The organism is Methylobacter sp. (assembly GCF_036845245.1).
Taxonomy (GTDB): Bacteria; Pseudomonadota; Gammaproteobacteria; order Methylococcales; family Methylomonadaceae; genus Methylobacter_A.
Genome location: NZ_DAIUEH010000022.1, coordinates 22,763 through 49,054, shown reverse-complemented (window position 1 = coordinate 49,054; position 26,292 = coordinate 22,763). Strand labels below are relative to the sequence as shown.

Here is a 26,292-nt window from a genome sequence, read left to right as displayed (position 1 = left end):
TATAGCTATGAAAAAAACTATCAAACAATACATTTTGGAAAACCTCCTGTTCACCGAAGATGAATCAGCTATACAAGATAACGATTCCTTTCTTGACGGGGGCATTATAGATTCTACCGGCGTTATGGAAATCATACTTTTCATTGAAGAGACCTTTGGCATCAGAGTCAACGACGATGAAATGCTTCCGGCCAATCTTGATTCAGTAGATAACCTGATTGCTTTTGTTCAGAGCAAACAGGCTCAGGCTGTTGCTGCCTGAAGAAAGGTGATCGCTATGTCCCGACTATTGCAAAATACCTTGCTCACTACGGCCGCCCGCCATCCGGATCGTACCGCCCTGATTGCGGGCGATGTAAGAATGAGCTATCAAGAAGTGAAGGATTATGCGTGCCGCTTGGCTCATGCTTTGCGCACGCGTGGCGTCCGCCGAGGTGACCGGGTGGCGATTTTCATGGACAACACCTGGCAATGTGCTTTGTCGATATACGGCGTTCTATTAGCCGACGGAGTCTTTGTCGTCATTAATGCCCAAACCAAACGCGATAAACTGGCATTCATTCTCGGTGATTCGAACGCTCGAGTGCTGCTCAGCGAGCCGAATCTCCTGCGCGTGTTCGGCCCGGTGGCAGAGCAGTTGCCAACGTTACGGGTATTGTGTGCGGGCGGAATCGGAACCTTGTCGGCGGACATGGAAAGCTTGGACAATGCATTAACCGATATGCCGACCACTCCACCTCCGCAGTCGGCGATCTCACTGGATCTGGCCTCGCTGATTTATACCTCGGGCAGCACCGGCGAACCTAAAGGAGTGATGCACACCCATCAATCCATGCTGTTCGCCCTGCAAAGCCTGGTTGAATACCTGCGTTTGGACGGAACCGACCGCTTGCTGTGCGTACTGCCGCTAGCTTTCGATTATGGCCTGTATCAATGGCTAATGACAGTCTACACCGGCTCCGCTTTGGTGCTTGAACGTTCGTTCACCTACCCGGCGCAGGTGCTCAATGTGATGGAAACAGAAGGCGTTACGGTTTTTCCTGGAGTGCCCACTATTTTCGCCATGTTATTGGCCGCTCATGAGCGCCAACCGCTATGTTTCGAGAACGTGCGGCGCGTCACCAACACGGCTGCCGCTCTTCCGGCCAATTTCAATACCCGGTTGCGTGAAATATTTCCGAACGCCGATATCTACCGCATGTACGGTCTTACCGAATGCAAGCGCGTAAGCTACCTGCCTCCGGAACAAATCGAGCGAAAGCCGGAGTCTGTAGGCATCGCCATCCCCGGCACAGAAGTCATGGTGCTTGATGATGCCGGCCAGCCGGTCAAACCCGGCGAAGTAGGTACGCTTTATGTACGCGGCTCTCATGTGATGCTCGGTTATTGGAACCAACCGGAAAAATCCGCCCACATGCTTAAGCCCGGTTCGCTGCCCGGCGAGCGCTTACTTTGCACTCATGATTTATTCACCGTTGATGAGGATGGCTACCTTTACTTCATCGGCCGCACTGATGACATCATCAAAAGCCGTGGCGAAAAAATCAGCCCGCTTGAAGTTGAAACTGTTCTCTATGGTATTCAAGGCATTCGCGAAGCCGTCGTACTCGGCATTCCGGATCTCTTATTAGGACAAGCCGTCATAGCTTTTGTCAGCGTGATGGAAAACAGCGACCTTAGTGAAGGCCGGATCAAGAAATTGTGCGGCGATAAGCTGGAAGCTTTCATGGTGCCCAAATATGTAACGATTCTGCCTGAACTACCTAAAAGCGCGAACAACAAGACCGACAAAAAAGCACTCACCGCTATGCTTTCTTGAAACATTACGGAGCTAAAGAATATGTTTTTGAATAATGAAGAACTATACAACTTAATAAAGCCCGGCTTTGAAAACAAAATTCATTTACTTGAAGATAAACCGGAAGAAAACATTGAGTCATCCTTGAAAGCCTTGGGGTTTGCGGCTTGTGGGCTTCAGAAATCGGTTGAAATGGCGGCGAAACACCCCTTACCGGCGTTAACGGAAGAACAAAAAAACATACTCTTTGACTTAATCAATCAAAGGCTGGACGGCGCACCTCTCGCGTATATAACAGGACGACAGTACTTTATGGATATTGAACTCTTATGCGACAGAAGAGCGCTTATTCCCAGAAAAGAAACCGAGCTTTTAGGGAAAAAAGCGCTTCTTCTTTCGTTGGAAATCGCTAAAGAAAAGCAAGCCGTCAATATTATTGACGTCTGTTGCGGTAGCGGAAATTTAGGTTTAGCCATCGCAAGCCACAATATTAACGCTTCTGTTTATGCAACCGATCTTTCTCAAGAGGCCGTTGATCTCGCACAAGAAAATATTTCATTTTTAAATCTCAACCACCGGGTAAATGCCAAACAGGGAGATTTATTATCCGCTTTTGAAACCAAAGAATACCAAGAAAAAATAGACCTGATTGTTTGCAATCCGCCCTATATATCAAGCGTTAATGTTCCCAAAATGGATAAAGAAATATCAGACCACGAACCCGCTCTAGCCTTTGATGGAGGCGTCATGGGCATCAACCTGATCCAGAGGTTAATCCGTGAAGCGCCAAAACTTTTAACAAAGTCGGGATGGTTAATTTTTGAAGTCGGAGCCGGGCAAGGATTATTCATTTCCCGGTTATGCGAAAGAAGCGGGCTTTACCAACAGATTGAATCAGTTTCTGACGATTTAGGGACTATACGAGTGATATTAGCTCAAACATAATCCTCTTCGCCCAATCGGAATATTGTTTGTATACATAATGCTGAGCGAATTATTTTAATAGTTCTCCTCGCTCGCAAAATTAGAATAATTCATTGCTGAGGAATTTACGATGTCTATAAATCTTAATACTACATTGAGAAGTGTCCCCATAAATCTTACTGCGGATCTCAAGCTCGACGAAGCTGCTGAAATCTCTAAAATTGCCGAGCGCCTGCGTGAATTGTTACGCAGTCACCTGCACCGCCGCGGACTGATTATCGCTATTTCAGGTGGAGTAGACAGCGCGGTCTGTGCCGCATTGGCCGTGCGTGCGGTCGGGCCCGAACGTGTTTTCGGCTTGCTATTGCCTGAGCGCGATTCCGCCTCCGAAAGCACTATCCGCGGCCGTATGGTGGCAAAACAACTCGGCATCGCCTACGAGGAGTTCGATATTGCCTCCACATTGGATGCTTTGGGTTGCTACCAGTGGCGCGACGAAGCCATCCGTGCCGTTTTTCCGACCTATACCACCGGATGGAAAAACAAAATCGTGATCTCCGGTGGACAGGCAGGGACTTTCAACTATTTCAAACTCGTGGTGCAATCACCGGATGGGCAATTATTCGAGGAGAGGCTGGATTCGAAAAATTACCTGCAAATCGTCGCTGCCACTAATTTCAAACAACGGGTGCGCAAAACTATTGAGTATTTTCATGCAGACCGTTTGCACTATGCAGTCATCGGCACGCCCAACCGCCTGGAATACGATCAAGGTTTTTTTGTAAAAAACGGCGATGGTTCTGCCGATGTAAAACCCATTGCGCATTTATATAAAACCCAGGTCTACGCCCTGGCGCGTTATCTGGGGCTTCCTGAAGATATATGCAACGCTCCGCCCACTACCGATACCTACAGCATGGCACAAGGACAAGACGAATTCTATTTTGCGCTACCTTACGACAAAATGGACATTGCTTTACTGGCTCACAACAGCGGCAAAGCGGCCTCTCAGCTAGCCGAGGAGTTAGGCATTAGTCTTGACCAAGCAAAACTTATTTACCATGACATCGAAGCCAAACGTAAAACCACGGCTATGCTGCACTGGCCTGCAATTGCAATTGAACCTGTAATTGGCCCAAAAACTAAACCACCTGTGCTTGGCTGAAACTAAACTATTGAAAACGTTAAATGGAGGCGAATATGACGCAGACAAATATACGTAGAATGTGGTTGCTGGTTGCGCTGACAATGCTGGCCCTATCTGGATGTAATCAATCCAAACGCGAGGAACCCTTGATGACATCAACGCAAATTAGCGGGTCGGAATGGCAGGCACTGGAAAAAAAGAGAGTGGTTTTCGGTCACCAGTCGGTAGGCTGGAATATTCTTAACGGTGTAGAGCGACTGGCCGCCAGGGACAGAGTCAATCTTGATATTCACGAACAGCGGACGACCCCGGCTGTGGAGGGTATTAGTCATTTTCCTATCGGCAGTAACGGTGATCCGATATCCAAGATCCATGATTTTGCTGCCGCCATTGACGCCGGTGCCGCCCAAGGGGCGGATGTGGCCATGATGAAGTTATGCTATGCCGACTTCAATGCCGTTACCGATGCCCGGCAAGTGGCAAATGCTTATATCGCCAGCCTTGAATCCTTGGCTCAACGGCATCCGAACACAAGCTTCGTGGCGGTTACCGTACCGTTAACGGCGGTGCAAACCGGCCCAAAGGCATGGATCAAACAGCTTGTAGGCAAGCAACCAAGTGAGTATCTAGAGAATGTCAAGCGTGCGGAGTTTAATACGCAGCTTCGTGAGCGGTACCTTATGACGGGTCGCTTGTTTGACCTTGCCCGGACCGAGGCTGAATCGGCCGGCAAATACTGCCGGGCAGAGGTGAATGGTCAAACGGTCGAGACATTATGCCCTGAGCTTACAACTGATGGCGGCCACCTCAACGAACGCGGTCAAGAGCTGGTCGCCACCGCCTTTTTAGATTTTGTCAGCTCTGTCGCTGCCAAGCAGGTGTCAAGATGAGCCGGTTAGCCAAGGACATTGACACTGTCCATTTGCATCAAAGAACGCGGGCAGATGTTGTTAGCTTCCACCTTTCTACACTTAATCAGCTCTCTCATTGGCAAATAGGCGGCAAGATCAATAGGGACATCGATGTTGCCCATATGCGTTGCCGGCTGAATCGCCCCGTAAATCAGGCTTCACGCTTATGGTTGCTGGCAATTTCCCCGGGTTTGCAGCTAATCTTGATGTATCGCATCAATCGCTGGTTGCATTTAAAGCGTGAGCATAACAGTGATCGCGAGTGGTTCTGGCGCGTCATGTCGATTTTTCTTGTACCTCTGAGATGGGCAATTAAGATCAACACAAAGAGTGAAATTGCCCAGGACATTGAAATCGAAGGAGGCGTTTGCTTTTCCGACCAAGGACATATTATTTTCGGAGCTCTAAAAACGGGCGAAGGGACAGTGATTGGTACGCGAGTGACCATCGGTATGAGCCATGTTAATAATGGACGCCCACAGATTGGGCGCAATGTATGGATTGGCTCAGATTGTGTGGTTTACGGTGCTATTACTATTGGTGAGGGCGCCACGCTGCTGCCTGGCACCGTGCTTTCCAAAAGCATCCCCGCAGGCGTTGTAATGCAGGGCAATCCCGCACGATTGGTATTGAGGAATTTTGACAATTCCGAATTGCGCACGCGCCAGGATATTGATGCCCTACAGTATGTGAATGCTAAGCGGGCTGGAGGAGATTAAATGTTCAAAAATATCCATGCAGACACGATGCGTGTTCTTCGTGAGGAAAAGGCCCTACGAGTAGTTGATGTTCTGCGTTTACTGAGGATAAATGAGGGACTTCAGGCTCTGATAATATACCGCTTTGGACGCTGGCTGAGCAGTATACGCAGACACCGCTTCGGCTGGGCAGTTGCTACGCCTTTTTACCCAGCTTACTGGGTGCTGTCAGTTTATATACGCAAGGCCTATGGTATCTATCTGGATCAAAGTGCGGATATTGCTGCCGGTTTCTATATTAATCACTTCGGGGGGATTGAGGTAAGAAATTGCCGTATTGGGTCTGGTTGCACCATTTATCAGCAGGTCAAGTTGGGGCCAGCCGAGGGTATGGATAGAGGACCGGTGATTGGCAAAGGGGTGTTTATTGGTGCCCATGCACAAATATGCGCTGATATCAGCGTGGGAGATGGTGCCAGCATTGGCCCTGGCACCGTGATTACTCAGGACATACCTCACCACTGCCTAGTACTCGGCAATCCGAGCCGTATTACCCAACGGAATTACAATAATCGTGGATTTTTCGTGAAGTAGCCTCTTCCCTGCCCTGTTCGCCCCTTTTAAACGTCATCATATCGGAGCAATCCCCGTCACTCGAACTCCCTGTCGGGAATTTCCATGCCGCTACAGTGTGTTAAATAAAGATTTCATACCATAGATCATTTGGTGGCTAAAGCCGCCCCTGCTGTCACACCCAGCCAACTATAAACCCGCTTAACCAGCAAACCTTCATCATGCAGATAAGCGTGACCTTCATCATTGATTTTAATTTGCCGGTAACCGGTATTATCTTTTGCAGCCAAGCGTCGTTCCCTGGCGCTTGCTGTAACATCCGGTACATCTAACGCGCCATAAATATCCAGCATCGGCACTTTGACTTTCTTGATAAACGCCAGCGTTTGGGCCGCTTTGTTTTCGGTTGTCGGCACCGGCAAACTAATAGCCACCAATGCTTTAATATCCGCCGCCTGCTCAGCCAGCGCATAAATAGCCATCAAGCTGCCTAAGCCGTAACCGACCACAACAACACTTCCTGCGCCATTGCCCTTGACATAGTCAATCCCCGCCTGAATCCGCGCCGCCGCCTCAGGAAATAAGGCGTAATATTCTTCCTTTTCCACGCCGACTTCCCTAAGCGGCATTTGCAGCGACAGTGTCGCCCAATTATGTTCGGGTAAAAGAGTCCTTAAACCGTAAATCAGCTGCTGCTGATCGGGATGACTATCCATATCATGGACAATAATAGCAACGCCATGGCCTAATACTTTCTCTGTTTCGGTATAAAGACCAAGAAACTTTTTCCCTTCGGACTCCAGCCAGACCGCCTTGCCTATTGTCATAGTCTTGTTAATGCTTTCGGCAAAATCGGCCTCCCGCTTATCATCACCGGCCAAGCACGCCTGACCAGGCAAGTGCAGTATGCAAAGGACAAAAACAACTGATCTGAATAATTTCATCAGGCTCATTGCCGTCTGTAAAAATCGCTGTATCGATATAAATCATGCACATGCCGTAACAATACCATAATGATCGAAGCGACAGGCAATGCCAGCAAGATACCCAAAAAACCAAATAACTGCCCGCCTGCCAATACCGCAAACATGACAGCCACCGGATGCAAGCCGATTTTATCGCCTACCAGCAACGGCGTTAACACCATGCCTTCCAGAGATTGACCGATGACAAAAACGATGGCGACCGGCACAAGCTGTATTAATTCATGAAATTGAACCAAGGTCGCTATACAGGCGGTCACAATACCGACGATTGAGCCCAGATAAGGCACAAAACTGACCAGTCCGGCCAACATGCCTATCAACAAAGCCAAATCGAGGCCGGTCATCCATAGCCCGATGCTGTAAATACTGCCCAAAGCCAACATCACATAAAGCTGGCCCCGGACAAAAGCCCCCAATACCGTATCAACTTCGCGGGCAAGTTTGGCCGCAGTAGGTGCTATTCGCCGGGGTAATAAATCATGAACTTTAGCAATCAGGCTATCCCAATCGCGCAATAAATAGAAAGTAACCACCGGAATTAACAACAGATTCATCAGCCACTCGGCTATCACCCCGCCGGAATACGAAACCGAACTCATTATCGACGCCGCAACACCGCCCGCTTGCTCCCAGTGACTTTTAACAAGGTTAACAATCTGGTTGAGATTAATCGGCCTGATGCCCAAATGAAATCGAGTCTGCGTCCAGGGAATGACAGTCTCATTCAACCATGCAGCATAGGCGGGCAGGTTATTCAAGAAATTCTCCACCTGAGACTCCAGAAGAGGCACAAGCAGCAGTAAGACTAAAACCAAAACCAGAGTCATTCCGGAAAAAACCACCAGCACGGCATTGGTCCTGGATAATCGGTAGGTTTCCAACTTATCGGTTAGCGGATCGCCTAAGTAAGCCAGCATCACTGCGAATGCGAATGGCATCAACACTGGGGCTAACAGATAAAGCAACCCTGCCAAACCTGAGATAAAAGCAAAAACCAGCCATTTTTGTGAATCGGTCATTACAAATCCTTAATGTGATAGGTATTTATAGTGGATTAGTACCGTTCAGTCAGCGCCACAACACCGAGCAATCTATCGTCTATTAACACTAGACACTTCAGGCGAAGCATCTAGTGTTGATTTATAAAAAATACAATTAAGGCTTTAAGTTGAGAGCAACAACCGCAGCCGCAATAGCCACTAAAGCCAGCACTATCAGCACAATACCTTTCTTGGGATCGAGAAAGCCTGGTGCTTTGTCTTCCAGAATTTCCACGCCTTCAATATTTGCATTAACCGCTTTGAACTTGCCCCGATTATCTCTTGCAATCTGGTAATAAATAACATCGCCAGTTACCGGGCGACGACTCGTTCCCTTGAGCGCCGAGATATGTATAAAAATATCCTTGCCACCATCATCAGGGCTAATAAAGCCAAATCCCCGATCTTCTTTCCATGTTTTTAAAACTCCTTTAATCATTGTTTTTGTCATAAAAATTTCTTTTTTGTTATTTTAGCCTTACCTACATGAATATAGATTAAGGAGCGTTAGCCTTGCAGTGTCCAAGCTTTACAGAAATTCTTCAGGCTGAATAAACAAGGCATATTCCAGATTGATGATCACGCATGACCGGCAAAACAGATTATCCAACCCATTTTCCATTAACTTACATTTTTTTCTTTATGATGACCTTATCATCGATAATCAGCTCCGAGATTCCTCCCAGAGACGCGTGTAATGTACATGATGCGTTTTTGAATCCGCCTTTATCAGCATTTTCGCCCACCCATTTCAAAGTCACATAAGTTTCCTTATCGCTCACGACTTCAGAAGGGAAAAATACTTGCTCTCCTGTTGCTTCCTTGATTTTCGGGGGACATTTTTCACCGGCCATCGTTTGCATTGCAACATTGTTTCTAATCTTTGCTGCGGCTTCTACTTGTTCAATAGGCTGTTCTTCTTTACTTAAGCCGACCATAACAAAGCCTATTACAAAAACTGCTGCAACAGCCATCATGATTTTTTGTGCTTCAGACATTTTTCTTCTCCTAGTTGTGACAATCACTCGTCATTTTACAGGTTGCCCGGCGTATTTACCTTAAAAATTCTATATGTATCATTTATCCTCAACACCTTTGATGCTCCGCTTCAAAATCTTGAGCCCTGCCTCAATCACACTTTTTAAAACTCAATCCCCTGTTCAGCCTTGATACCTTGCTCATAAGCGTGTTTTATCTTGGTCATCTCGGTTACGGTATCGGCAACTTCTATAACTTCGGGGGCAGCATTACGACCGGTCAAGATGAGATGCATCCAGAACGGTTTTTCATCGCGGATAAAATCGGCTATTTCCTGGCCTGAAATCCAGTTGTAGCCGCAGCAGTAATTGATCTCATCCAGCAGCACCACATCGAATTCTTCAGACATTATCTTGGCCTTACTGAATTCCCAAATTTCCCGGCTGGTTTTAATATCCTGCTCGGGATTTTTAGTATCCCAGGTAAAACCGTCGCCCAACGCATGCCATTCGATATTATCGAAGCGTTCGGCGGCTTTTTGTTCGCCGGTTTGCCATTGCCCCTTAATATACTGAATGACGCAAACTTTCATATCCCAGCCTGCGGCGCGAAAAACCATGCCCAACGCGCTGGAAGATTTCCCCTTTCCCGAGCCGGTATTGACTAAAACCAGTCCCCGCCGTCTATCTCTGGATTTCATAATCGTTATTCCTTAATTTGAGTGCCTATCTTAGCAATGGCATTATCGCCTGAATCGGCTTCAAAACAAATGACCAGAGAATCTTGAGAGATTATTCGAACAGAATGAATTGAAGTAGCTTCACCGGTCGAGTGACAGCTTATTGTTGTCCAACAGCCATGATTAAGTGTGATAACGAACAGACGCAGTATGCTCATCCGGTTATAGTTAATTACACGGCCTTTTTAGCCGCGTAACTTATCCACAAGGAATCGTCATGAAATATTCAATACTCTCAATTATGCTGTTTTTCGTGCTCGGACTGAGCGCCTGTACTGGCCCAATGGGGCCGCAAGGCAATACAGGCAACACTGGCAATACCTGATACACTGGCCTTAAAGGCGATACCGGAAACCAAGGCAATACAGGCAATACGGGATATACAGGTGCGCAAGGAGAAACAGGCAATCAAGGAAACACTGGCGCTACCGGCGAAGTCGGCGCAACAGGTAATCAAGGCAATACGGGAGACACCGGAGCAGCAGGTGAACAGGGCGCTACCGGAAATCAAGGGAATCGGGGAAGCACCGGAGCCAAAGGTAAAGCAGGTTCAGGCGGCGGTACTGTTGTGGTAGTGCCTAATCGCTAACCCTAGATAGCTTACGTCAACAACAATATACTGCGCCAGTAAATCGTGGGCGATACTGATAAAACGCAACTGTAAAGATCCCCGGTAGAAGTAGAAGTCACCCAGCATCGACAATATTGATTTCAACTCCGGTTCCATTTATGCCACCGCGGTTGGTGAGCCCTGATAATCATTTAAGTCCAGTAATTCAGGCAACAGATTTTCGTTGCCTGACATCCGTGTATTCGATGATGCGTTAGCGACGAATAAAACCCAAACCCATCGTCATATTAGAGCCTGAAAATAGCGGACACAAACAATATACCCTATCTACCAGACTACGGAAGTTGCGTAGGGCCGATCGGAGCCCCGGATTCCATAAGCCCCATCCAGTCTATTCGCTGCCCGTCAATTTACGTGTTATAGCAAAAAGAGATTATTTAGCATCAACCTGTTTGCCATCTTCGATCATCCGGTTTCCTCGCTCAACTTTGGCTTTGCCTTGCTCAACCAGTATTGCACCTTGTTCCAATTCTGCATTGCCTTCGTTAACGAGTTTTTTTCCGCGCTCAACCATTTGATCGCCTAGTGTTGGAGCGCTTGAGCATCCTGCCAGTAACGCAATGATTGTTGCTATCAGTATGAAGTTAAGTTTTTTCATAGCCCTTCTCGTTTGTTTATGTCAATTGATAGTCATTGTACAGTTACCCATTAACAATTAAAAATGAAACCAAGGGAGCAGCCCTTTAGTTTTTGCATGATCATGCAGTTGTTTTAAACAAATGCACAACTCATCAACGTTGTAGCTTTAGAGTGGTTTCGCCCCAGCAAATCGCCAATCACCCAAAGTTGGCGCTTTATGACTGCAAGGATGCAGCGGTAGAGCAAGTTACAACTGTGTTAAAAATCTTAATACTTGAGGTGAATTGCCCGTTAAAATATTTCAAAAATAAGCAGGTCATCCTGTGTTCGTTATGAGCCGCTACGTGCCCTACCCGACTTAAAAACATACGATTTTTGAAGAACTGGAAACAGTATAACATTTAAAAAATCAATTTTATTCATGCACTTATAAGCAAGATAAAGTCCTAACAGGATTATGCGATGCTCACTTTTTAAGGTTGAACAAGTCCTTTGAAGATAGAATTACCCTCATGATCAAAAAAATTAGTATCCAACAGCTCAAACCCGGCATGTTCATTCACGATATAAATTGCGTCTGGATGGAACATCCTTTTCTGGTGGGGGCGCTCAAGATCAAGAACGATAAAACAATCGAAAAAATCGCCGGCCTCGGTGTCCGTGAAGTGTATATCGACACGCTTAAAGGGCTGGATGTAATTGATGCGCCCACCGAAACTGAAGTTAATGCCGAGATTGAGCATAAAATGATAGCAATGGTCCAACAAACCAAGCCGATCACAATAACCTCCACGTTGAATGAAGAGCTTAAAAGGTCCAGAGAAGTATACGGTGAAGCTAATAAGATCATATCTAACATCATGCACGATGTGCGCATCGGTAAGCAGATTGAAATGGAGCGGATTGACCCCGTGGTTGAGAAAATGGCCAATTCGATACTGCGTAATAAGGACGCCCTGCTTAGCTTGTGCAGGATCAAAAACAAGGACGACTACACTTTTCTCCACTCTGTCAGTGTGGGCGCATTGCTGATCTCTTTCGCCCACGCCCTGGATTTTAATCATGACGTAATAAAACAGCTCGGCGTCGGCGGCATGTTGCACGACATCGGTAAAACCAAAGTGCCGAATGAAATATTGAATAAACCCGGCGCGTTGACTGAAGAAGAATTCGTTATTATGAAGTCACACGTAGTGCATGGTTGCAGCATCCTGAGAAAGTCGCCCGGCATCGCCCAGGTGTCTTTTGATGTAGCCTCCCAGCACCATGAGCGCTTTGATGGCAGCGGCTACCCGCTGGGACTGAAGAATTCGGAAATGTCGGTCTACGGACAAATGGCAGCCATCGTCGATGTTTACGATGCGATTACCGCTGATCGCTGCTACCACAAAGGCATGGAGCCTACAGTTGCGGTCAGGAAAATGTTTGAATGGAGCAAATTCCACTTTAACCCCAAACTGCTCCGCACCTTCATTCGCACCGTCGGTATCTATCCGGTCGGCACATTGGTGATGCTGGAAAGCGGCAAGATCGGTGTCGTCATCGAACAGAACGAAACGGATATGACCAGCCCCCTGGTGCGTATCATCTTTGATGCCAAGAAAAATTATTTCATCACCCCGAATGACATCGACTTGGCAAAGCCACTGGGCCAAGGTGGAGGCGACAAAATTGTCAACTACGAGTCTTCAGCCAAATGGAACATAGACCCCAATAAATTCATGTAGTCCCGCATGGGGCCATTTACAAACTTTAGAATATCAACGATATCGAAAAGGGCGCGATGCGCCCTTACCCTGCTTTGAAAAGTCCGCGGGGGATCAGATTCAAGGCTCCGATCATGGCGGATTGCCTAACGGCGAATCCCCCTACGATGATTCACCTTACAGCGTTAGTTGCGGTCGAGTGACCCCAAGGAACTGCCCCTTGGGGCCACTCGACCTCGCTTTATCAACTGCCGCGAAATTTGAACAACGGTACGCGCAACGTACCCGGCTAGGCGCCATGTCAAATATTCTCCCCTAACTCCTCGCGGAGCCACCGACCAATTCCAGCCTCACAATCAACTAAGGCTTCATCGAAAGAATTATAGCTAGGTCGTCCTTTCCAAACCATGCCGCCTTCATCAAGCGCACGAACAAACGAACGGCTCTGAGAACAGTAGCCAAACTCAACTGTACCGTATGTTTCCAGCCAGCGAGCCAGGGAGGGGTATGTATTGGCAACAATGTTAGCTTTCGATTTAGTCATAATGCACAACCTCAAATTTATTATTTTCGCCGATGCCAGTAGCCAGGGCGACGTTTCTAATGCGCAATTGCTATTATGAAAAGATGGTCAGGAAAAAGACGATACACAATGTAAAAAGGGAACCTGCGCAAAACAAAGCGGCGTGCACCATAAACCCATGGTGTACCTGACTCCGGATTTCCCGACAAAAGCGAGGCTGCTTTTTCAAACTCTGTGATGGATGCCAAGCCAAGCTGTTTATTTGCCTGCTCAGAATAAAAAGCCGCCGCATTATTCAGGTCGGCCGTAGCAGCCGGGTGAACGATTACGTTCACTTCAAAGTTGCACGAGCTTGTGCGATCACTTCTTCGAACGCCATGCCGACAACTGCTCCACTCTCGATCTCGGCAACACGCCTTTCAACTTCAACAGCCCAAGCGGATTCGATTTCGTTATCTTCATCAAGGCTGGCGATGATGTGTTCCGCTAACAACGCACGCTCAGCGGGTACAAGTTTTAATACCTCAGCTTCCAGAATTTCAAATTGTGTTGCCATTACATTCTCTCCAAACGATAAGTTTTAATTGTAACGTTGTAGAGTGGTTTCGCGCCACGACTGCATGGATGCAGGAGGTAGAGCAACGCAGGAGCAGTTGCCGAGCAAACCGCCAATCGACGCACAATATCCAAGACGATCGAACATAAAAAATCCCCGATTGGAAAAGTCCAAACGGGGATCAGATAGATCCATCCCGATCATGGAGGATTGCTAGCGAGACTGTGAAAGTATTCATGTGGGAGGGGCTTTAGCCCCGAAAGTCGGGGCTAAAGCCCCTCCCACGATCAATAAGACAATGACTTAGAAGTCACTAAAATAATATGCGTCATATTTTCAAAAATACTTTCACAGTCTCTAGCGCGAATCCGCGGTACAGCGTTAATAATTTAAAGAATTCATAGCAACTTAACCAGCGCGGCTATTACCGCTACCTGTCCCAGTGCCAAGCCGATGCCCCACTTAACCATTCTATTTTCAAGTTCAAACAATCTTGAATCAAGATAGTCGCGCGTCACGGGAAGCGACTCCGACTGCGCTTCCTGGAAAGCATCCGCTACCGCCTCGGCCTGTTTTTCTTCAAAACCCGCATCTCGCAATTTGCGTATAAATTTGTGTGTGTCAAAAGTAATCGTGGTCATGGATTTATCCCGCCCTATCGGACGTTTGAATTCTGATAAGCCAAAGTAGCCCAAATGGTTAGGCGCTGTCAATGCAGATTAATATAAACCAAGTCATGAAGGCTATCTCGCGTCGAAAACCACCAATTATCAAAAGGGCTAAAGAAAGCAAGTTACATATTGGTGTGGAAAAGTAACCTAACCCCTTTTTCCGCTTTTTCCCGCATCGTTGTGTAAAACGCGGCATTTACCCACCGAATTGGACCGCGCCTCCCCATTGTCAATCAATCTTGAGAATAGCATACGATACCAAATTGTAGGCTGGGTTGAATGCAATGAAACCCAGCATTGGTCAACATCAGAAGCTGGGTTTCGCGACGCGTACCCTACCTGACTTAGAACGGTTACGAGTTACGGTCGGTCATTCCGAAACAGTCGGCAAATCATCCATATCGCCGCACCAATCGATAGGCAAAATGCCATCGGCAACATAGCGATGAAACGTTGAGTGCGGCCAATCGCAAACCCGTTGCACATAGCCATGTTTGAGCGGATTAACATGAATATAGTCAATATGTTGGGCATAATCCAGTTCGGTAACAATGGTATGTTCCCAATAGCGTCGTTGCCATATTCCGCGTTCGGCGCGGCGTTGTCGTGTCGCCGATAGACGTTCGGTACGCGGTAATCCTTTGGAGAAAAGCAATTTAATCCGACGCCAGCGCATCGGGAAATCATCGGTATCCGGCGGTAATGTCCAGATGCAATGCATATGATCGGGTAACACTACCCAAGCATCAATATGGAAGGGATGCAAACGACGCACCCGGCGTACCGAATCGCGCAGTAAATCAATATGCTCGGTTAGTAAGGTCCGTTGCCGTTCCAACAGGTTAACGGTAAAAAAATAACATCCGCCCGTCACAAAGTTGCGTCGATAGTTGGGCATACCGGCTCCGTATCAGCAAATAAATGTAGTATAGGCGTAGGGCGGTTTCGCGCCAGCAAACCGCCAATCAACGCACAATATCCAATATAATCGAACATAAAAAATCCCCCTTGGAAGAATCCGAGAGGGGATCAAGTTCAAGGCTCCGATCATGGTGGATTGCCTAATGGCGAATCCACCTTACAGCGTTAATAATTTGTGCTGGTTCCCAAGCTCCGGCTTGGGAATCCAGTCGTGGAAGCTCCAGCTTCCCGGATCACTCACCACGCCCGTATCACCTCAATCAACCCCGTCTGTCCGGCATAATTACGCGCACTGGAATAGCGCCAATGCTCCGGTTGATCGACATAGCCGCGTTTCACCGGATTTTGATGAATGTAATCCAGCTTCTGACGCATAACCGCCTCAGACTCGATGATTTGCGGATGATTACCTTCCTCCCATACCTGATAGATAGTGTCTTGTTTATGTGCGCGTTTAAAAAACGCCAGCAGCTCCAACAGCTTGACTGAGCGACATTGTTCCAGATGCGCAATGATTTGCTTCGCCGTGTAAGATTTAAATCGCTGCATATCACGGCTTAAATCTTCCGAAGCGGCGATAAGATGCAGGTGATTTTCAAGGATGACGTAACCGTATAGCTGGAAGCCCGAGTCCCGCTGTAAAAAACGCCAAGAGTCCAGCACAATATTGACGGTTTCCGGGCGGGTAAACAACGGCAGCCAGTGGTTTACCGTTGCTGTTAGGAAGTGCGGACAAGGGTTGCATTGGACGCGATAGCGGCTTCTAGGCATGGTTGCACCATTTGTGTGGTGATCGTGGACGGGAAGCTGGAGCTTCCCGGACTGGGTTCCCAAGCTGGAGCTTGGGAACCAGTACAAAAGTCGGTTATACGGGCTACTGCGGCTTTTATCTCTGCAAGAAACTCATGCCCCAAGCCTTGTTTTTGCTGGTTGTAGTAATGCATTGCGCATTGCAATTCGTATTCCGCCGCTTCGAGAAAACCGACTTTCAATTCGATTCCAATCGGCTAAAAACTTGGTCGGCAGGTATTGAGCGCATTTCGCCGTTGTCGTAAGCATCGATTCGGCGTTCGGCTTCAATGGCTATTAATTCGTCAATTTGCGGATCGGGCCGATCAAGACTGGCGAGCAGTTGCTCAACTAAAGCCGCTCTATCCGCCAACGGCAGGCTTAACGCCTGATCAAATAACTGTTTTTGGTTCATAGTGGACACCTCACCATGCTGTTGTGTAGACCATATCATACAGAACTTCAGGGCAGAACAACCACCAGCTTTAGCGGATTGTTGTTCTGCTCAGGAAAATGCACCTTGCAAGACTTGTAACTTCCAATCAAATTTTTGTTTGTGCTGGTTCCCAAGCTCCGGCTTGGGAATCCAGTCTTGGAAGCTCCAGCTTCCCGGATCACTCACCACGCCCGTATCACCTCAATCAACCCCGTCTGTCCGGCATAATTACGCGCACTGGAATAGCGCCAATGCTCCGGTTGATCGACATAGCCGCGTTTCACCGGATTTTGATGAATGTAATCCAGCTTCTGACGCATAACCGCCTCAGACTCGATGATTTGCGGATGATTACCTTCCTCCCATACCTGATAGATAGTGTCTTGTTTATGTGCGCGTTTAAAAAACGCCAGCAGCTCCAACAGCTTGACTGAGCGACATTGTTCCAGATGCGCAATGATTTGCTTCGCCGTGTAAGATTTAAATCGCTGCATATCACGGCTTAAATCTTCCGAAGCGGCGATAAGATGCAGGTGATTTTCAAGGATGACGTAACCGTATAGCTGGAAGCCCGAGTCCCGCTGTAAAAAACGCCAAGAGTCCAGCACAATATTGACGGTTTCCGGGCGGGTAAACAACGGCAGCCAGTGGTTTACCGTTGCTGTTAGGAAGTGCGGACAAGGGTTGCATTGGACGCGATAGCGGCTTCTAGGCATGGCTGCACCCTTTGTGTGGTGATCGTGGACGGGAAGCTCCAGCTTCCCGGACTGAGTTCCCAAGCTGAAGCTTGGGAACCAGCGCAATTCAGGGACGTTGCGCGGAATTTTTGCGTAGCGTCCCCTGCAACGAGTGGTTAGAGCCATTAGCAGTAACCTCGCCCGATTTTGAGGCTTGCAGTATTGACACTGGAATTGGGTACTTAATGGCGTCGAGGTTGGCTATCGAAACCTTCCGCTCCGTTGAGTATGTTTTGTAATTGAAATATGTGGTACCGACCGATGTTGCAGTAGAAATCAAGAGGCTCACTACAGCAACAATGACAGTCGTTCTTTGTGCCTTTTCTCTAGCGTTGCGTTCGTCCTGCAGGTTTCTCTCTTCTGCGGTCAGGTAATCATCACTAATTAGCACGCTAAGCTCATTGAACGGAACAACCTCAAAGCTCCTATTGTTAACGAACAAATTAGTTATTTTTGGCGGAATTTGCGCCCCCGACGGATACTTACGCATGAGCATTGGAGGAATTGATTTCGGTGCCGCGTTTTCAAGAATCTGCAGAAGTTGGAAACTCTGTAGCTTGTAGCAAAGCGCGATAAATATGGATAGCTCTCTAGCCAGCGCATCATCGTCCTCAATCATTTTTACAGTGATCCCAGATGGGATTTCTACAACACCTCCCATAAAGGTAGCCCACGTATTGCGTTCTTCTTTCAATGGCACCGTTTCAGCGAGGTAACTAGGCAGATCGTGTATTACCCCAGAGGATATTTTGACAATTGTTTCTTTTTCTTTAACTGAAAAGTGCATACGCGACCTTCTAAAGCTCTAACGTAAAGTGAAGGGGTGCGCCGCTAAAGGAAGCCAAACGAAACCGCCGAACCAGATTAAAAAGCTAACCTTTAAAACCGCCAACGAGCGGCGCGTCCTTTTGACCATTTTGTTAGCCATTTTCATTTAAATTTTGTGCCTTCCCACAACTGCTCTACCTCTAGCAACTCACACTTCATATAGGTAGCCAGCTCGCGACAGCCACCAATGATTTCCAAATATTTGGCGTAAGTATCGATATCTTTGATACGGTTGACTGTGAATATCTTTTGTTTCACTTCTTTGAGGTTTTCACGCTTACAGTATTCTTCAATACCATCCCAAAGTCCGTTATCGATTGGTGGATGGATAAGGGTATACAAGTTATCCCCGCCCTCACGTCCCACATATACTCGTGTTTTTAGGTAAACGTTAATAAGTTTGGCGGCCCATCCAATTGGAAGCGCGCTATTATTTGCTATTTCTTCGGTACTCACTTTGTGCCATTCCGAGAACTCTTCTGGGCTAATAGTTGGTCCATCAAACAACTTACGATAATCCGGCTTTCTTATTAGTGGATATACAGCTTTTCTTGATTTGATGGGTGCGCCAGATCTAGTTGCTGAAAAAGCGGTCCACTCGGCGTATGCATTTACTATTATGTTTCGTGGCATGCTCAGAGCCCTATTTGTTAGGCTAACGTTTTCGAGCTAAGCACCGCTTCTCTGTGAGCGTTAAAGTTTCACAGTTTTTCGGGCATCTTAGCGTTTTAAAAAATCATCAATAGTTGATGAAGCGTGTGCTTGAGCGAGGCGTTAGGCCACGCGACTGGTCGATCTCTGATACGCAAAACTTGGCAATTTTTTTGTTTAAAATCAACACGATTACCCAATCGTGGGGCTTAACGTTAAGTAGGCACCTTTTTAGGTGTATTTTGATTTCAATCACAGGTGTATATTGCCACTCCTGCGATCCGCTAGGCAAGATACTATAAATATTGAACTATTTGATAGTAACCTAATTAAGCAAACCCAAAATACACCTTTAAAACTCTTTAACCCCATCTACAGCCGTATTCACATTTAATCAAATCCCCCTACCCCGGAATATCCATAACCCCCTCAGCCACCATAACCGCCGCGCCGCCAACCCGAATAGTCAACGTATTCTCCCCTTTATGATCCATTTCCAAATTCAGCACACTGCGTCGGTTACAACCATCGCCACGATCCACGGTAAACGTATAAGTCCCTTTCTGCATAAAATCGAATGAGCACAGATACGAAGCAAACGCAGGCATCGCGCTGCCGACCGGCGGATCGTCATGAATGCCGATTCTCGGCCCCAGCAGACGGGCATTGAAATCGGCATCGGCATACGGCGTTTTAGGAGAAAACAGCAGGATTTCCTGGGCCGCGGTTTGCGGGGCTATCGACTGGCTCCAGGCCGCGTAATTGAATTTTGCATTTCTTACGGTTTCGTAACGCCAAACCGGAACGATCAAATACGGAACGCCGCAAGACACCAAGCGCATCGCGTATTTTTTATGGTCGAGCTCCGACGGCTGTATGCCCAGGAAACTCGCCAAGTCTTCATCGCTGGGCGTGAAATAATCGATAACCGAACTCACTTTACGGGTGAACTGGACAAAACTGGGCTTGCCGTCTTCAGCGGAAATATTGACGTTGACCGGCCCGGTATTTTGCTCGAAAACCATCGGCGTAACCGCCTCATTCAACTGAATATCGCCGCAACTTGCCAACACAAACGCGGTCGCGATAATCGGATGACCGGCAAAATCGACTTCGGCCAGCGGTGAAAAAATCCGCATCACGCGGCTGGTGGTTTTTTTATTGGGATGAAATACAAACACCGTTTCCGATAAGTTCAATTCCCTGGCGACTAACTGCATTTGCTGTTGGCTTAAGCCTTCGGCATTCGGAAAAACGGCTATTTGCGCGCCGCTGAAAATCTGTTTGGTGAATACATCGGCGATGTAATAGTTGTATTTCATAACGCTTGTGCTCCGTCCTGAGGCAGTGATGAAAGGTTGACTTGAACGCTGCCGTTGTCAATGCGGATCGCATAAACGGGGATTTTCACGCTTTCATCTTCCAGGCATACGCCGGTTTGCAGGTTGTAATGTTGTTTGTATAGCGGCGATGCGACCACCGGCTGACCGCCAATGTCGCCGATCAAACCGCGCGACAGCACATTGGCGTTGCCGAACGGGTCGTAATTGCCGACCGCATACACTTTTGCATCGGTTTCCGGCATCCAGAAAATCGCCACCTGCTCGCCTTCAACCAGTGCGCACACGCCCGAATCGGGCTGCAAGTCATCAACACTGCAAACATTTATCCACTGAGCCATTAGGCTACCTCCACTAATTTAAAATGCTTCCGTTCGTCTTCATCGGCGGGGCGAATCTGGCCGCGCTCTTCTACAAAAATCACATTATCATCGGGCCGGTCGCTGTTAATGAAATGACGGAAGCGTTTGAGCTTGGCTTCATCTGCAATCGCGGCTTTCCATTCGCATTGATAGGTGTCGATCACATACTGCATTTGCTGCTCAAGCTGATCGCAAAGCCCCAACTTGTCTTCAATGACGACCGATTTCAGGTAATCCAGCCCGCCTTCCATGTTTTCCATCCACACCGAGGTGCGTTGCAGACGGTCGGCGGTGCGCACATAAAAGCTCAAGAAGCGGTCGATGTATTTGATCAGGGTTTCTTTGTCCAAACCGGTGGCGAATAAATCCGCATGGCGCGGTTTCATGCCGCCGTTTCCGCAGACATACAGGTTCCAGCCGTTTTCGGTCGCGATAATACCGACATCCTTGCCCTGCGCTTCGGCGCATTCGCGGGTGCAGCCGGACACCGCGAATTTGATTTTATGCGGCGAGCGCAAACCTTTATAACGGTTTTCCAATTCTATCGCCAGCCCGACGCTATCATCGACGCCGTAACGGCACCAGGTGCTGCCGACGCAGGATTTAACCGTGCGCAGGGATTTACCGTACGCATGGCCGGATTCGAAACCGGCAGCTATCAACTCTTTCCAGATATGCGGCAATTGATCGACCCGCGCGCCGAATAAATCCACGCGCTGGCCGCCGGTGATTTTGGTGTAAAGTTTGTATTTTTTGCCGACCTGCCCCAACGCAATCAACATGTCGGGGCTGATTTCACCGCCGGTGATACGCGGCACCACCGAATAAGTGCCGTCTTTTTGCATGTTGGCTAAAAAAGTATCGTTGGTGTCCTGTAGGCCTAAATGGTCTTTTTCCAGGATGTGCTCATTCCACTGCGAGGCAAGGATATTGCCGACAGTGGGTTTGCAGATTTCGCAGCCGTGGCCTTTGCCGTGTTTGTGCAGCAGGTCGGCAAAGGTTTTGATTTCTTCGACCCGGATCAGGTTATGAAGATCCTGCCGGGTATAAGCAAAATGTTCGCAAATATCGGTATTGACTTCAAAACCCTGTTTCGCCAATTCGGAATCCAGAACCGATTTAAGCAACGCGGAACAGCCGCCGCAACCGGTCGCGGCTTTGGTTTCGGCTTTTAGTGCGCTCATCGTCATGCAGCCGCCTTCTATTGCCGAGCAAATCGTGCCTTTGGTCACATCATAGCAGGAACAGATTTGCGCCGAAGCAGGCAACGCATCCGGGCCCAAACCGACCGACTCGTCGGAGCGATGTGGCAAAATCAACGCGTCTGGATTTTCCGGCAATTCGATACCGTTCAGGCAATATTGTAATAAAGTGCCGTAGCCCGACGCATCGCCAACCAGCACCGCGCCCAGCAATTGCTTTTTATCCTGGCTGACCACCAAACGTTTATAGACTTCGCTTGCACCGTTTTGGTAAGTATAAACCATTGCACCCTGGGTTTTGGCATGGGCGTCTCCGATACTGGCGACATCAACGCCCATCAGTTTAAGCTTGGTGCTCATGTCAGCACCGGTAAAGCTCGCGGCATCGCCTGCCAAATCAGCCACTACGGTGCGCGCCATCGTATAACCCGGAGCGACTAATCCATAAATCATGCCGTTCCACAATGCACATTCGCCAATCGCGTAAATGTTTTCGTCGGACGTGCGGCATTGATTGTCGATGACGATGCCGCCGCGCTGGCCGACTTCCAAGCCGGAAGCCCTGGCAAGATCGTCACGCGGACGAATCCCCGCCGAAAACAGCACGATATCGGTTTCCAGCTCTTCTCCGTCGGTAAAACACATTTTATTTACGCAGCACTCGCCATCGGCAATGATGCTGGTGTTTTTACCGGTATGCACGGTCACGCCCAGATTCTCGATCTTGAGCCTTAACATCGCCCCCCCCGCGTCATCAAGCTGCACCGCCATCAAGCGCGGGGCGAACTCAACGACATGGGTTTCCAAGCCTAAATCCATTAACGCTTTGGCCGCTTCAAGCCCCAATAGACCGCCGCCGACAACAGTACCAACCTTGCCTGTTTTGGCAGCGGCAGCAATGGCTTCAAGATCCTCAATGGTGCGATAAACTAAACATTGTGCGCGGTCATGCCCGGGAACGGGCGGTACGAACGGGTAAGAACCTGTCGCCAAAACCAACTTGTCGTAAGCTATGGTCAAGCCTTTTGCCGAGATTACGGTTTTGTCGGCTCTGTTAATCGTTGCGACCTTGTCGCCTAGATGAATGGTAATGCCATGTTGTTCAAAGAAGCCGTCTTCGACTAAAGACAACTCCTGTGCCGTGGTGCCGGTAAAAAACGCCGACAAATGCACCCGGTCATAGGCTGCTCTGGGTTCTTCGCAAAAAGTAATGATTTCATAGTGTTCTTTAATGGGACTTTCTACCAGGCTCGCCAAAAAATGCTGCCCGACCATGCCATTACCAATGACGATTAGTGTTTGTTTTATGCTCATATACAACCTCGGTACGATATTATGCTGTTCGAGGTTATAGAGCAACGCCCGTGCCATAATTAACAAATGAGCAAGTCTAAGGATTTGTTCAAGCCTTAAACTGAAACCAGGCCTTCAAATGGGCCAATATGGTGCAGTCACAAAAACAATGCTCTTTATATGTGCACCACAATTACGCTGCCATCCTGCCACGCACCAAGATAACCCATAAAAAATAAGACCTGTAAGTAGTAAGCTTGCATCATCCGGCACAACGCCGCAGCTATAAGAATAAAGGAAACTTCATTTATACTACTCTTAGACAGTTAATCCAGTCACCTTCCATAAATGGCGTAATTTGTGCTAATTATTTGAGAATGAATGCCTTAAACATATTACTTATTGAAGATGAAACTGCCGATCAGTTATTGGAAAAAATACTGGTTACACAGGGCTATTCAGTCATCAATACTGCAACGTCTAAAACAGACATTCAATCCTTGGTGGCGAACAACAGTATCGACATTGTCATTTTCAATATCGACAGCCCGAAAAAATATTTCCAGGATATCCATTACCTTAACCGGAACCAAGCCCTCCCGATTGTCATTTTCGCCTCCGATGACACCACCGACACTATCAATCAGATTGTTAAGGCCGGCGTCAGCGCTTATGTGGTCAACGGCCTCGAAACCAGCCGCATTAACAGCATCATCAATATCGCTGTGGCACGATTTAAGGAACAGCAACGGCTAACAAATGAACTGGAAAAAACCAAATCCAGGCTTGAAGAAAGAAAACTCATCGATCGGGCAAAAGGCATTTTAATTAAAACCCGCGGCTTTACCGAAGATGATGCTTATCACACCCTAAGAAAACTGGCGATGGATCGCAATATTGCAATCGGCGAAATGGCGAAAAACATTATCGCCATGGCCGAACTTCTTAAATAACTGAGGTTATGCAAATTGCCTAAAAACCACGAAGAGAGATTGAACCTTCTGCCCTTCGTGGTAATCATTCCTTAGCTGTCGAATAAGCCAAAAGTCATTGGCATTCTGAAGTTAAGCGTAACATCCTGCGAATCTGTCGTAGTGCCTACACCTAAAGACAAGTTAAAGGTAGTCCGTTTGGAGTATTTGAACGAATAGCCGACCAAAAGCTGCCCGATATCCAATGTACTCCCTTGAATTTTTGTTCCATTAATTTGAGAATCAAAAACATGTTTGTGCGAGTACCCTAGACTATATGAGGACCGCTCATTGATGCCGAATCCCAAACCAAAACTCAATCCTACCGTATCTCCCGGATCGACTTTACCTACGCCGGTACTGGTTTCGGCATTGTAGCTATAACTCAGATTACCGAAAAAAACCGCCGGGTCGGTCGGATAAAGCGCTGTAATACTGGGCTGAAAACTGAAGTATCCAGCGCCTGTCGGCAATTCGGTTGGAAATGTCGCTCCGGGAACGCCTTGAGCTTGTACAAACTTAATATCGAAAGGACTTTTCCCTGTCGGTGCCGTTGCGACGACATTACCGACAAGAATCGGCCAGCCGCCGGCCCCGCTGTTAAGCTGATAACGACCGGCAAATTCAAGATCGCCAATATCGTTTCCGCTTGCATTGAATGTTTCATCAACACCCGCACCAATGCTTACCGGCCGTGAACGTTGGGTATCATTACGGTATACATAAGGAAGCCTAAACTCTAATTCCAAACGATCCGTTACACCATAACGAGCCCCCAAAGTGCCGATAAAGCTGTGCCGTTTAACTGAGCGAAGATCAATAAGGCCAATGGCAATGGCAGGAAGAAAGGTAAAGGCATCAAGAAATACCCGGTCATTACTGGTATAGGCGTAATAGAGCGACGGTTCAACAACAATATTGCCTTTTCTGGTTAACACGCCGCCTACGGTGTCGCTTAATCTAGGTATTTCCGGCGGCCTTGGTTTGTCCGTTGTTCCGGGAGGCGCCTGGCCAACTGGCTTGGACGGAAGCTTATTGGATGATGTCGACGGCTCATTGTTATTTTTTGCCGCAACGATTTGGGGCTTATTCGATGCTTGCTGGATAGGTGCCTGTTTATTTTCTGGCGCTTGATTGGTTAATGCGTCAAGACGCAATTTCAGCTGCTCCAGCGCTTTGCCTTGCTCAGCAATAATCTGTCGTTGTTTTTCGAATTCTTTTTGCTGCTCGGCAATCAGTTTTTTATATTGCTCAGGAGAAAAATTTTGCTTGTCTGTTGCGGCGTAACTGCTACTTATAAACAGAATACAACAAGTATAAATGCCCCCTTTAAAAGCCAAAAACAGAAGAAATTTCCGGCTCCAAAATTTCATCTTCATATTATTATTTCCATTTTTTAAGTATTAGATTAATAACAGTTAAATTCCCTGAATTTCCATTTAGGATTGAACTTAGCTGCACAAATTGATATTCGTTAATGATTTTTTAGCCTTTGTTACTTAGAGTTGATGCATAAAAAGCCCTCCTAAAGAAGATAGGCGTAAACAATAAGTAATTAGTTAGTTTTATAAATTATTAAACCAATCGGGACAATCGGTACAAATACTTAGCCGGGCCGTTATTGATTAGTTAATGATTGAATTTGTTAAAGAGAATCTTCAGAAGTATTGCAACAAATTAACGTCATAAGACATGAACGCACTGATGCCTGCCTTGCGCGAGGATGACTTAATACAATTTATGAGGCTTTATCTAACACCGTTACAGTGCTTGGTAAATCCTATTGTTTAATTTGATTAATGCACATTGGGTAGGATAAGACTATTAAAAATCATGCCGTTATTATTCAAGTCCAGATTTTTTAAATTGCTGACCGTTATATTAATATCAGTGGCATTTCTAATAACCTGGTTATCCATATTATTCTGGATAATAGAACCCAGCCCTGCCGCCCCGGCCAAATCCGGAGCTTGATTCAGGGCTCCATTCTGGAACAATGACATATTGGCTGATGATTGAAAGAATGAGGAGGAAACTACTGCACCATTTAATGATGTGATTCTATCTAGACTAAAATCGACGTTCACTCCATTTGCAAGCACAAACCCTCCCCTTAATTGATCCAATTCGCTATCAGACGCCCTGTCCCAATTGCCAAATCGCTGGGGGGCAGTGTTTGATATTTCCTCCGCGGATACTTGGCAGGCGAAGTGGGAACCGCCAAAAATTGCTATCCACAGTCCAGCCTTAAGAAATTTTCGCAAGATGTTAAATTTATACATTTTCATCCGATACACTCCGC

The 26,292-nt window shown here is 47.3% G+C and carries 32 protein-coding genes; 10 read left to right on the top strand and 22 right to left on the bottom strand.

Annotation, left to right across the window (positions count from 1 at the left end; genetic code table 11):
* Positions 1-7 precede the first annotated feature (7 nt).
* The 7 genes from V7051_RS11255 (at position 8) to V7051_RS11225 (ending at position 6,072) form a co-directional block, all read left to right on the top strand.
* On the top strand, positions 8-262 hold the full coding sequence (locus tag V7051_RS11255; RefSeq protein ID WP_333875061.1) for an acyl carrier protein: 255 nt from the start codon (positions 8-10) through the stop codon (positions 260-262).
* 15 nt (positions 263-277) lie between these two features.
* Positions 278-1,819 (top strand): class I adenylate-forming enzyme family protein, encoded by a 1,542-nt coding sequence (locus V7051_RS11250; RefSeq protein WP_333875060.1) that lies wholly within the window; start codon positions 278-280, stop codon positions 1,817-1,819.
* A gap of 27 nt (positions 1,820-1,846) precedes the next feature.
* A complete protein-coding gene (prmC, locus tag V7051_RS11245) occupies positions 1,847-2,743 on the top strand; it encodes a peptide chain release factor N(5)-glutamine methyltransferase (RefSeq protein WP_333875059.1) in 897 nt (298 codons plus the stop codon).
* 109 nt (positions 2,744-2,852) lie between these two features.
* Positions 2,853-3,887, top strand: a complete 1,035-nt coding sequence (gene nadE / locus V7051_RS11240) for an NAD(+) synthase (RefSeq protein ID WP_333875058.1) — start codon at positions 2,853-2,855, stop codon at positions 3,885-3,887.
* Positions 3,888-3,922: 35 nt separating this feature from the next.
* Positions 3,923-4,759 (top strand): hypothetical protein, encoded by an 837-nt coding sequence (locus V7051_RS11235; RefSeq protein WP_333875057.1) that lies wholly within the window; start codon positions 3,923-3,925, stop codon positions 4,757-4,759.
* Complete coding sequence (locus V7051_RS11230; RefSeq protein WP_333875056.1) at positions 4,756-5,499, top strand: hypothetical protein; 744 nt, start codon at positions 4,756-4,758, stop codon at positions 5,497-5,499. The genes V7051_RS11235 and V7051_RS11230 overlap by 4 nt, the downstream gene beginning before the upstream one ends.
* The gene (locus V7051_RS11225; protein WP_333875055.1) at positions 5,500-6,072 is read left to right on the top strand and encodes a serine O-acetyltransferase; all 573 of its coding nucleotides are present in this window, start codon (positions 5,500-5,502) and stop codon (positions 6,070-6,072) included.
* Between the two features lie 125 nt (positions 6,073-6,197).
* On the opposite strand, the gene V7051_RS11220 is transcribed toward V7051_RS11225, so the two are convergent.
* The 5 genes from V7051_RS11220 to cobO form a co-directional block, all read right to left on the bottom strand.
* On the bottom strand, positions 6,198-6,995 hold the full coding sequence (locus V7051_RS11220; RefSeq protein ID WP_333875054.1) for a DUF3530 family protein: 798 nt from the start codon (positions 6,993-6,995) through the stop codon (positions 6,198-6,200).
* Positions 6,996-7,000: 5 nt separating this feature from the next.
* Positions 7,001-8,056 carry an AI-2E family transporter gene (locus V7051_RS11215; RefSeq protein WP_333875053.1) on the bottom strand — a complete coding sequence of 352 codons (1,056 nt, stop codon included), beginning with the start codon at positions 8,054-8,056 and terminating at the stop codon, positions 7,001-7,003.
* Positions 8,057-8,192: 136 nt separating this feature from the next.
* Entirely contained in the window at positions 8,193-8,528 is a 336-nt protein-coding gene (locus V7051_RS11210) for a cold shock domain-containing protein (RefSeq protein WP_333875052.1), read from the bottom strand.
* A 175-nt stretch (positions 8,529-8,703) separates the two neighbouring features.
* Entirely contained in the window at positions 8,704-9,075 is a 372-nt protein-coding gene (locus V7051_RS11205) for a hypothetical protein (RefSeq protein ID WP_333875051.1), read from the bottom strand.
* 143 nt (positions 9,076-9,218) lie between these two features.
* Complete coding sequence (gene cobO / locus V7051_RS11200) at positions 9,219-9,755, bottom strand: cob(I)yrinic acid a,c-diamide adenosyltransferase (RefSeq protein WP_333875050.1); 537 nt, start codon at positions 9,753-9,755, stop codon at positions 9,219-9,221.
* 425 nt (positions 9,756-10,180) lie between these two features.
* Here cobO and V7051_RS11195 point away from each other — a divergent pair, with 425 nt between their 5' ends.
* Complete coding sequence (locus tag V7051_RS11195; protein ID WP_333875049.1) at positions 10,181-10,369, top strand: hypothetical protein; 189 nt, start codon at positions 10,181-10,183, stop codon at positions 10,367-10,369.
* Positions 10,370-10,798: 429 nt separating this feature from the next.
* Here V7051_RS11195 and V7051_RS11190 read toward each other — a convergent pair whose 3' ends face one another.
* A complete protein-coding gene (locus V7051_RS11190) occupies positions 10,799-11,023 on the bottom strand; it encodes a hypothetical protein (RefSeq protein WP_333875048.1) in 225 nt (74 codons plus the stop codon).
* A 493-nt stretch (positions 11,024-11,516) separates the two neighbouring features.
* Here V7051_RS11190 and V7051_RS11185 point away from each other — a divergent pair, with 493 nt between their 5' ends.
* A complete protein-coding gene (locus V7051_RS11185; RefSeq protein ID WP_333875047.1) occupies positions 11,517-12,731 on the top strand; it encodes an HD-GYP domain-containing protein in 1,215 nt (404 codons plus the stop codon).
* Positions 12,732-13,011: 280 nt separating this feature from the next.
* Here V7051_RS11185 and V7051_RS11180 read toward each other — a convergent pair whose 3' ends face one another.
* The 14 genes from V7051_RS11180 to nirB all read right to left on the bottom strand — a co-directional run bounded on the left by V7051_RS11180 (position 13,012) and on the right by nirB (position 23,040).
* Entirely contained in the window at positions 13,012-13,254 is a 243-nt protein-coding gene (locus V7051_RS11180) for a hypothetical protein (protein WP_333875046.1), read from the bottom strand.
* A gap of 56 nt (positions 13,255-13,310) precedes the next feature.
* A complete protein-coding gene (locus V7051_RS11175) occupies positions 13,311-13,568 on the bottom strand; it encodes a type II toxin-antitoxin system RelE/ParE family toxin (protein WP_333875045.1) in 258 nt (85 codons plus the stop codon).
* On the bottom strand, positions 13,565-13,789 hold the full coding sequence (locus tag V7051_RS11170; RefSeq protein WP_333875044.1) for an addiction module protein: 225 nt from the start codon (positions 13,787-13,789) through the stop codon (positions 13,565-13,567). Before V7051_RS11170 ends, V7051_RS11175 begins: the two co-directional genes overlap by 4 nt.
* Positions 13,790-14,187: 398 nt before the next feature.
* A complete protein-coding gene (locus V7051_RS11165; RefSeq protein ID WP_333875043.1) occupies positions 14,188-14,430 on the bottom strand; it encodes a DUF1640 domain-containing protein in 243 nt (80 codons plus the stop codon).
* Between the two features lie 400 nt (positions 14,431-14,830).
* Positions 14,831-15,358, bottom strand: a complete 528-nt coding sequence (locus tag V7051_RS11160; protein ID WP_333875042.1) for an REP-associated tyrosine transposase — start codon at positions 15,356-15,358, stop codon at positions 14,831-14,833.
* A 260-nt stretch (positions 15,359-15,618) separates the two neighbouring features.
* Positions 15,619-16,152 carry an REP-associated tyrosine transposase gene (locus tag V7051_RS11155; protein ID WP_333875041.1) on the bottom strand — a complete coding sequence of 178 codons (534 nt, stop codon included), beginning with the start codon at positions 16,150-16,152 and terminating at the stop codon, positions 15,619-15,621.
* Positions 16,101-16,373 carry a hypothetical protein gene (locus V7051_RS11150; RefSeq protein WP_333875040.1) on the bottom strand — a complete coding sequence of 91 codons (273 nt, stop codon included), beginning with the start codon at positions 16,371-16,373 and terminating at the stop codon, positions 16,101-16,103. The genes V7051_RS11155 and V7051_RS11150 overlap by 52 nt, the downstream gene beginning before the upstream one ends.
* A complete protein-coding gene (locus tag V7051_RS11145; protein ID WP_333875039.1) occupies positions 16,370-16,585 on the bottom strand; it encodes an addiction module protein in 216 nt (71 codons plus the stop codon). Before V7051_RS11145 ends, V7051_RS11150 begins: the two co-directional genes overlap by 4 nt.
* Before the next feature lie 203 nt (positions 16,586-16,788).
* A complete protein-coding gene (locus V7051_RS11140; RefSeq protein WP_333875041.1) occupies positions 16,789-17,322 on the bottom strand; it encodes an REP-associated tyrosine transposase in 534 nt (177 codons plus the stop codon).
* An 88-nt stretch (positions 17,323-17,410) separates the two neighbouring features.
* Entirely contained in the window at positions 17,411-18,130 is a 720-nt protein-coding gene (locus tag V7051_RS11135) for a hypothetical protein (RefSeq protein ID WP_333875038.1), read from the bottom strand.
* Between the two features lie 143 nt (positions 18,131-18,273).
* Positions 18,274-18,804: a hypothetical protein gene (locus V7051_RS11130; RefSeq protein ID WP_333875037.1), complete on the bottom strand. Its 531-nt coding sequence runs from the start codon at positions 18,802-18,804 to the stop codon at positions 18,274-18,276.
* 422 nt (positions 18,805-19,226) lie between these two features.
* The gene (locus V7051_RS11125) at positions 19,227-20,144 is read right to left on the bottom strand and encodes a PhzF family phenazine biosynthesis protein (protein ID WP_333875036.1); all 918 of its coding nucleotides are present in this window, start codon (positions 20,142-20,144) and stop codon (positions 19,227-19,229) included.
* On the bottom strand, positions 20,141-20,503 hold the full coding sequence (gene nirD / locus V7051_RS11120) for a nitrite reductase small subunit NirD (RefSeq protein WP_333875035.1): 363 nt from the start codon (positions 20,501-20,503) through the stop codon (positions 20,141-20,143). Before nirD ends, V7051_RS11125 begins: the two co-directional genes overlap by 4 nt.
* Positions 20,503-23,040 (bottom strand): nitrite reductase large subunit NirB, encoded by a 2,538-nt coding sequence (nirB, locus tag V7051_RS11115; RefSeq protein WP_333875034.1) that lies wholly within the window; start codon positions 23,038-23,040, stop codon positions 20,503-20,505. The genes nirD and nirB overlap by 1 nt, the downstream gene beginning before the upstream one ends.
* A 356-nt stretch (positions 23,041-23,396) precedes the next feature.
* Here nirB and V7051_RS11110 point away from each other — a divergent pair, with 356 nt between their 5' ends.
* Positions 23,397-23,972: an ANTAR domain-containing response regulator gene (locus V7051_RS11110; RefSeq protein WP_333875033.1), complete on the top strand. Its 576-nt coding sequence runs from the start codon at positions 23,397-23,399 to the stop codon at positions 23,970-23,972.
* A gap of 71 nt (positions 23,973-24,043) precedes the next feature.
* Here V7051_RS11110 and V7051_RS11105 read toward each other — a convergent pair whose 3' ends face one another.
* Together V7051_RS11105 and V7051_RS11100 are read right to left on the bottom strand one after the other, a co-directional pair.
* On the bottom strand, positions 24,044-25,369 hold the full coding sequence (locus V7051_RS11105) for a transporter (RefSeq protein WP_333875032.1): 1,326 nt from the start codon (positions 25,367-25,369) through the stop codon (positions 24,044-24,046).
* A gap of 417 nt (positions 25,370-25,786) precedes the next feature.
* Entirely contained in the window at positions 25,787-26,278 is a 492-nt protein-coding gene (locus V7051_RS11100; protein ID WP_333875031.1) for a hypothetical protein, read from the bottom strand.
* Between the last annotated feature and the right edge of the window lie 14 nt (positions 26,279-26,292).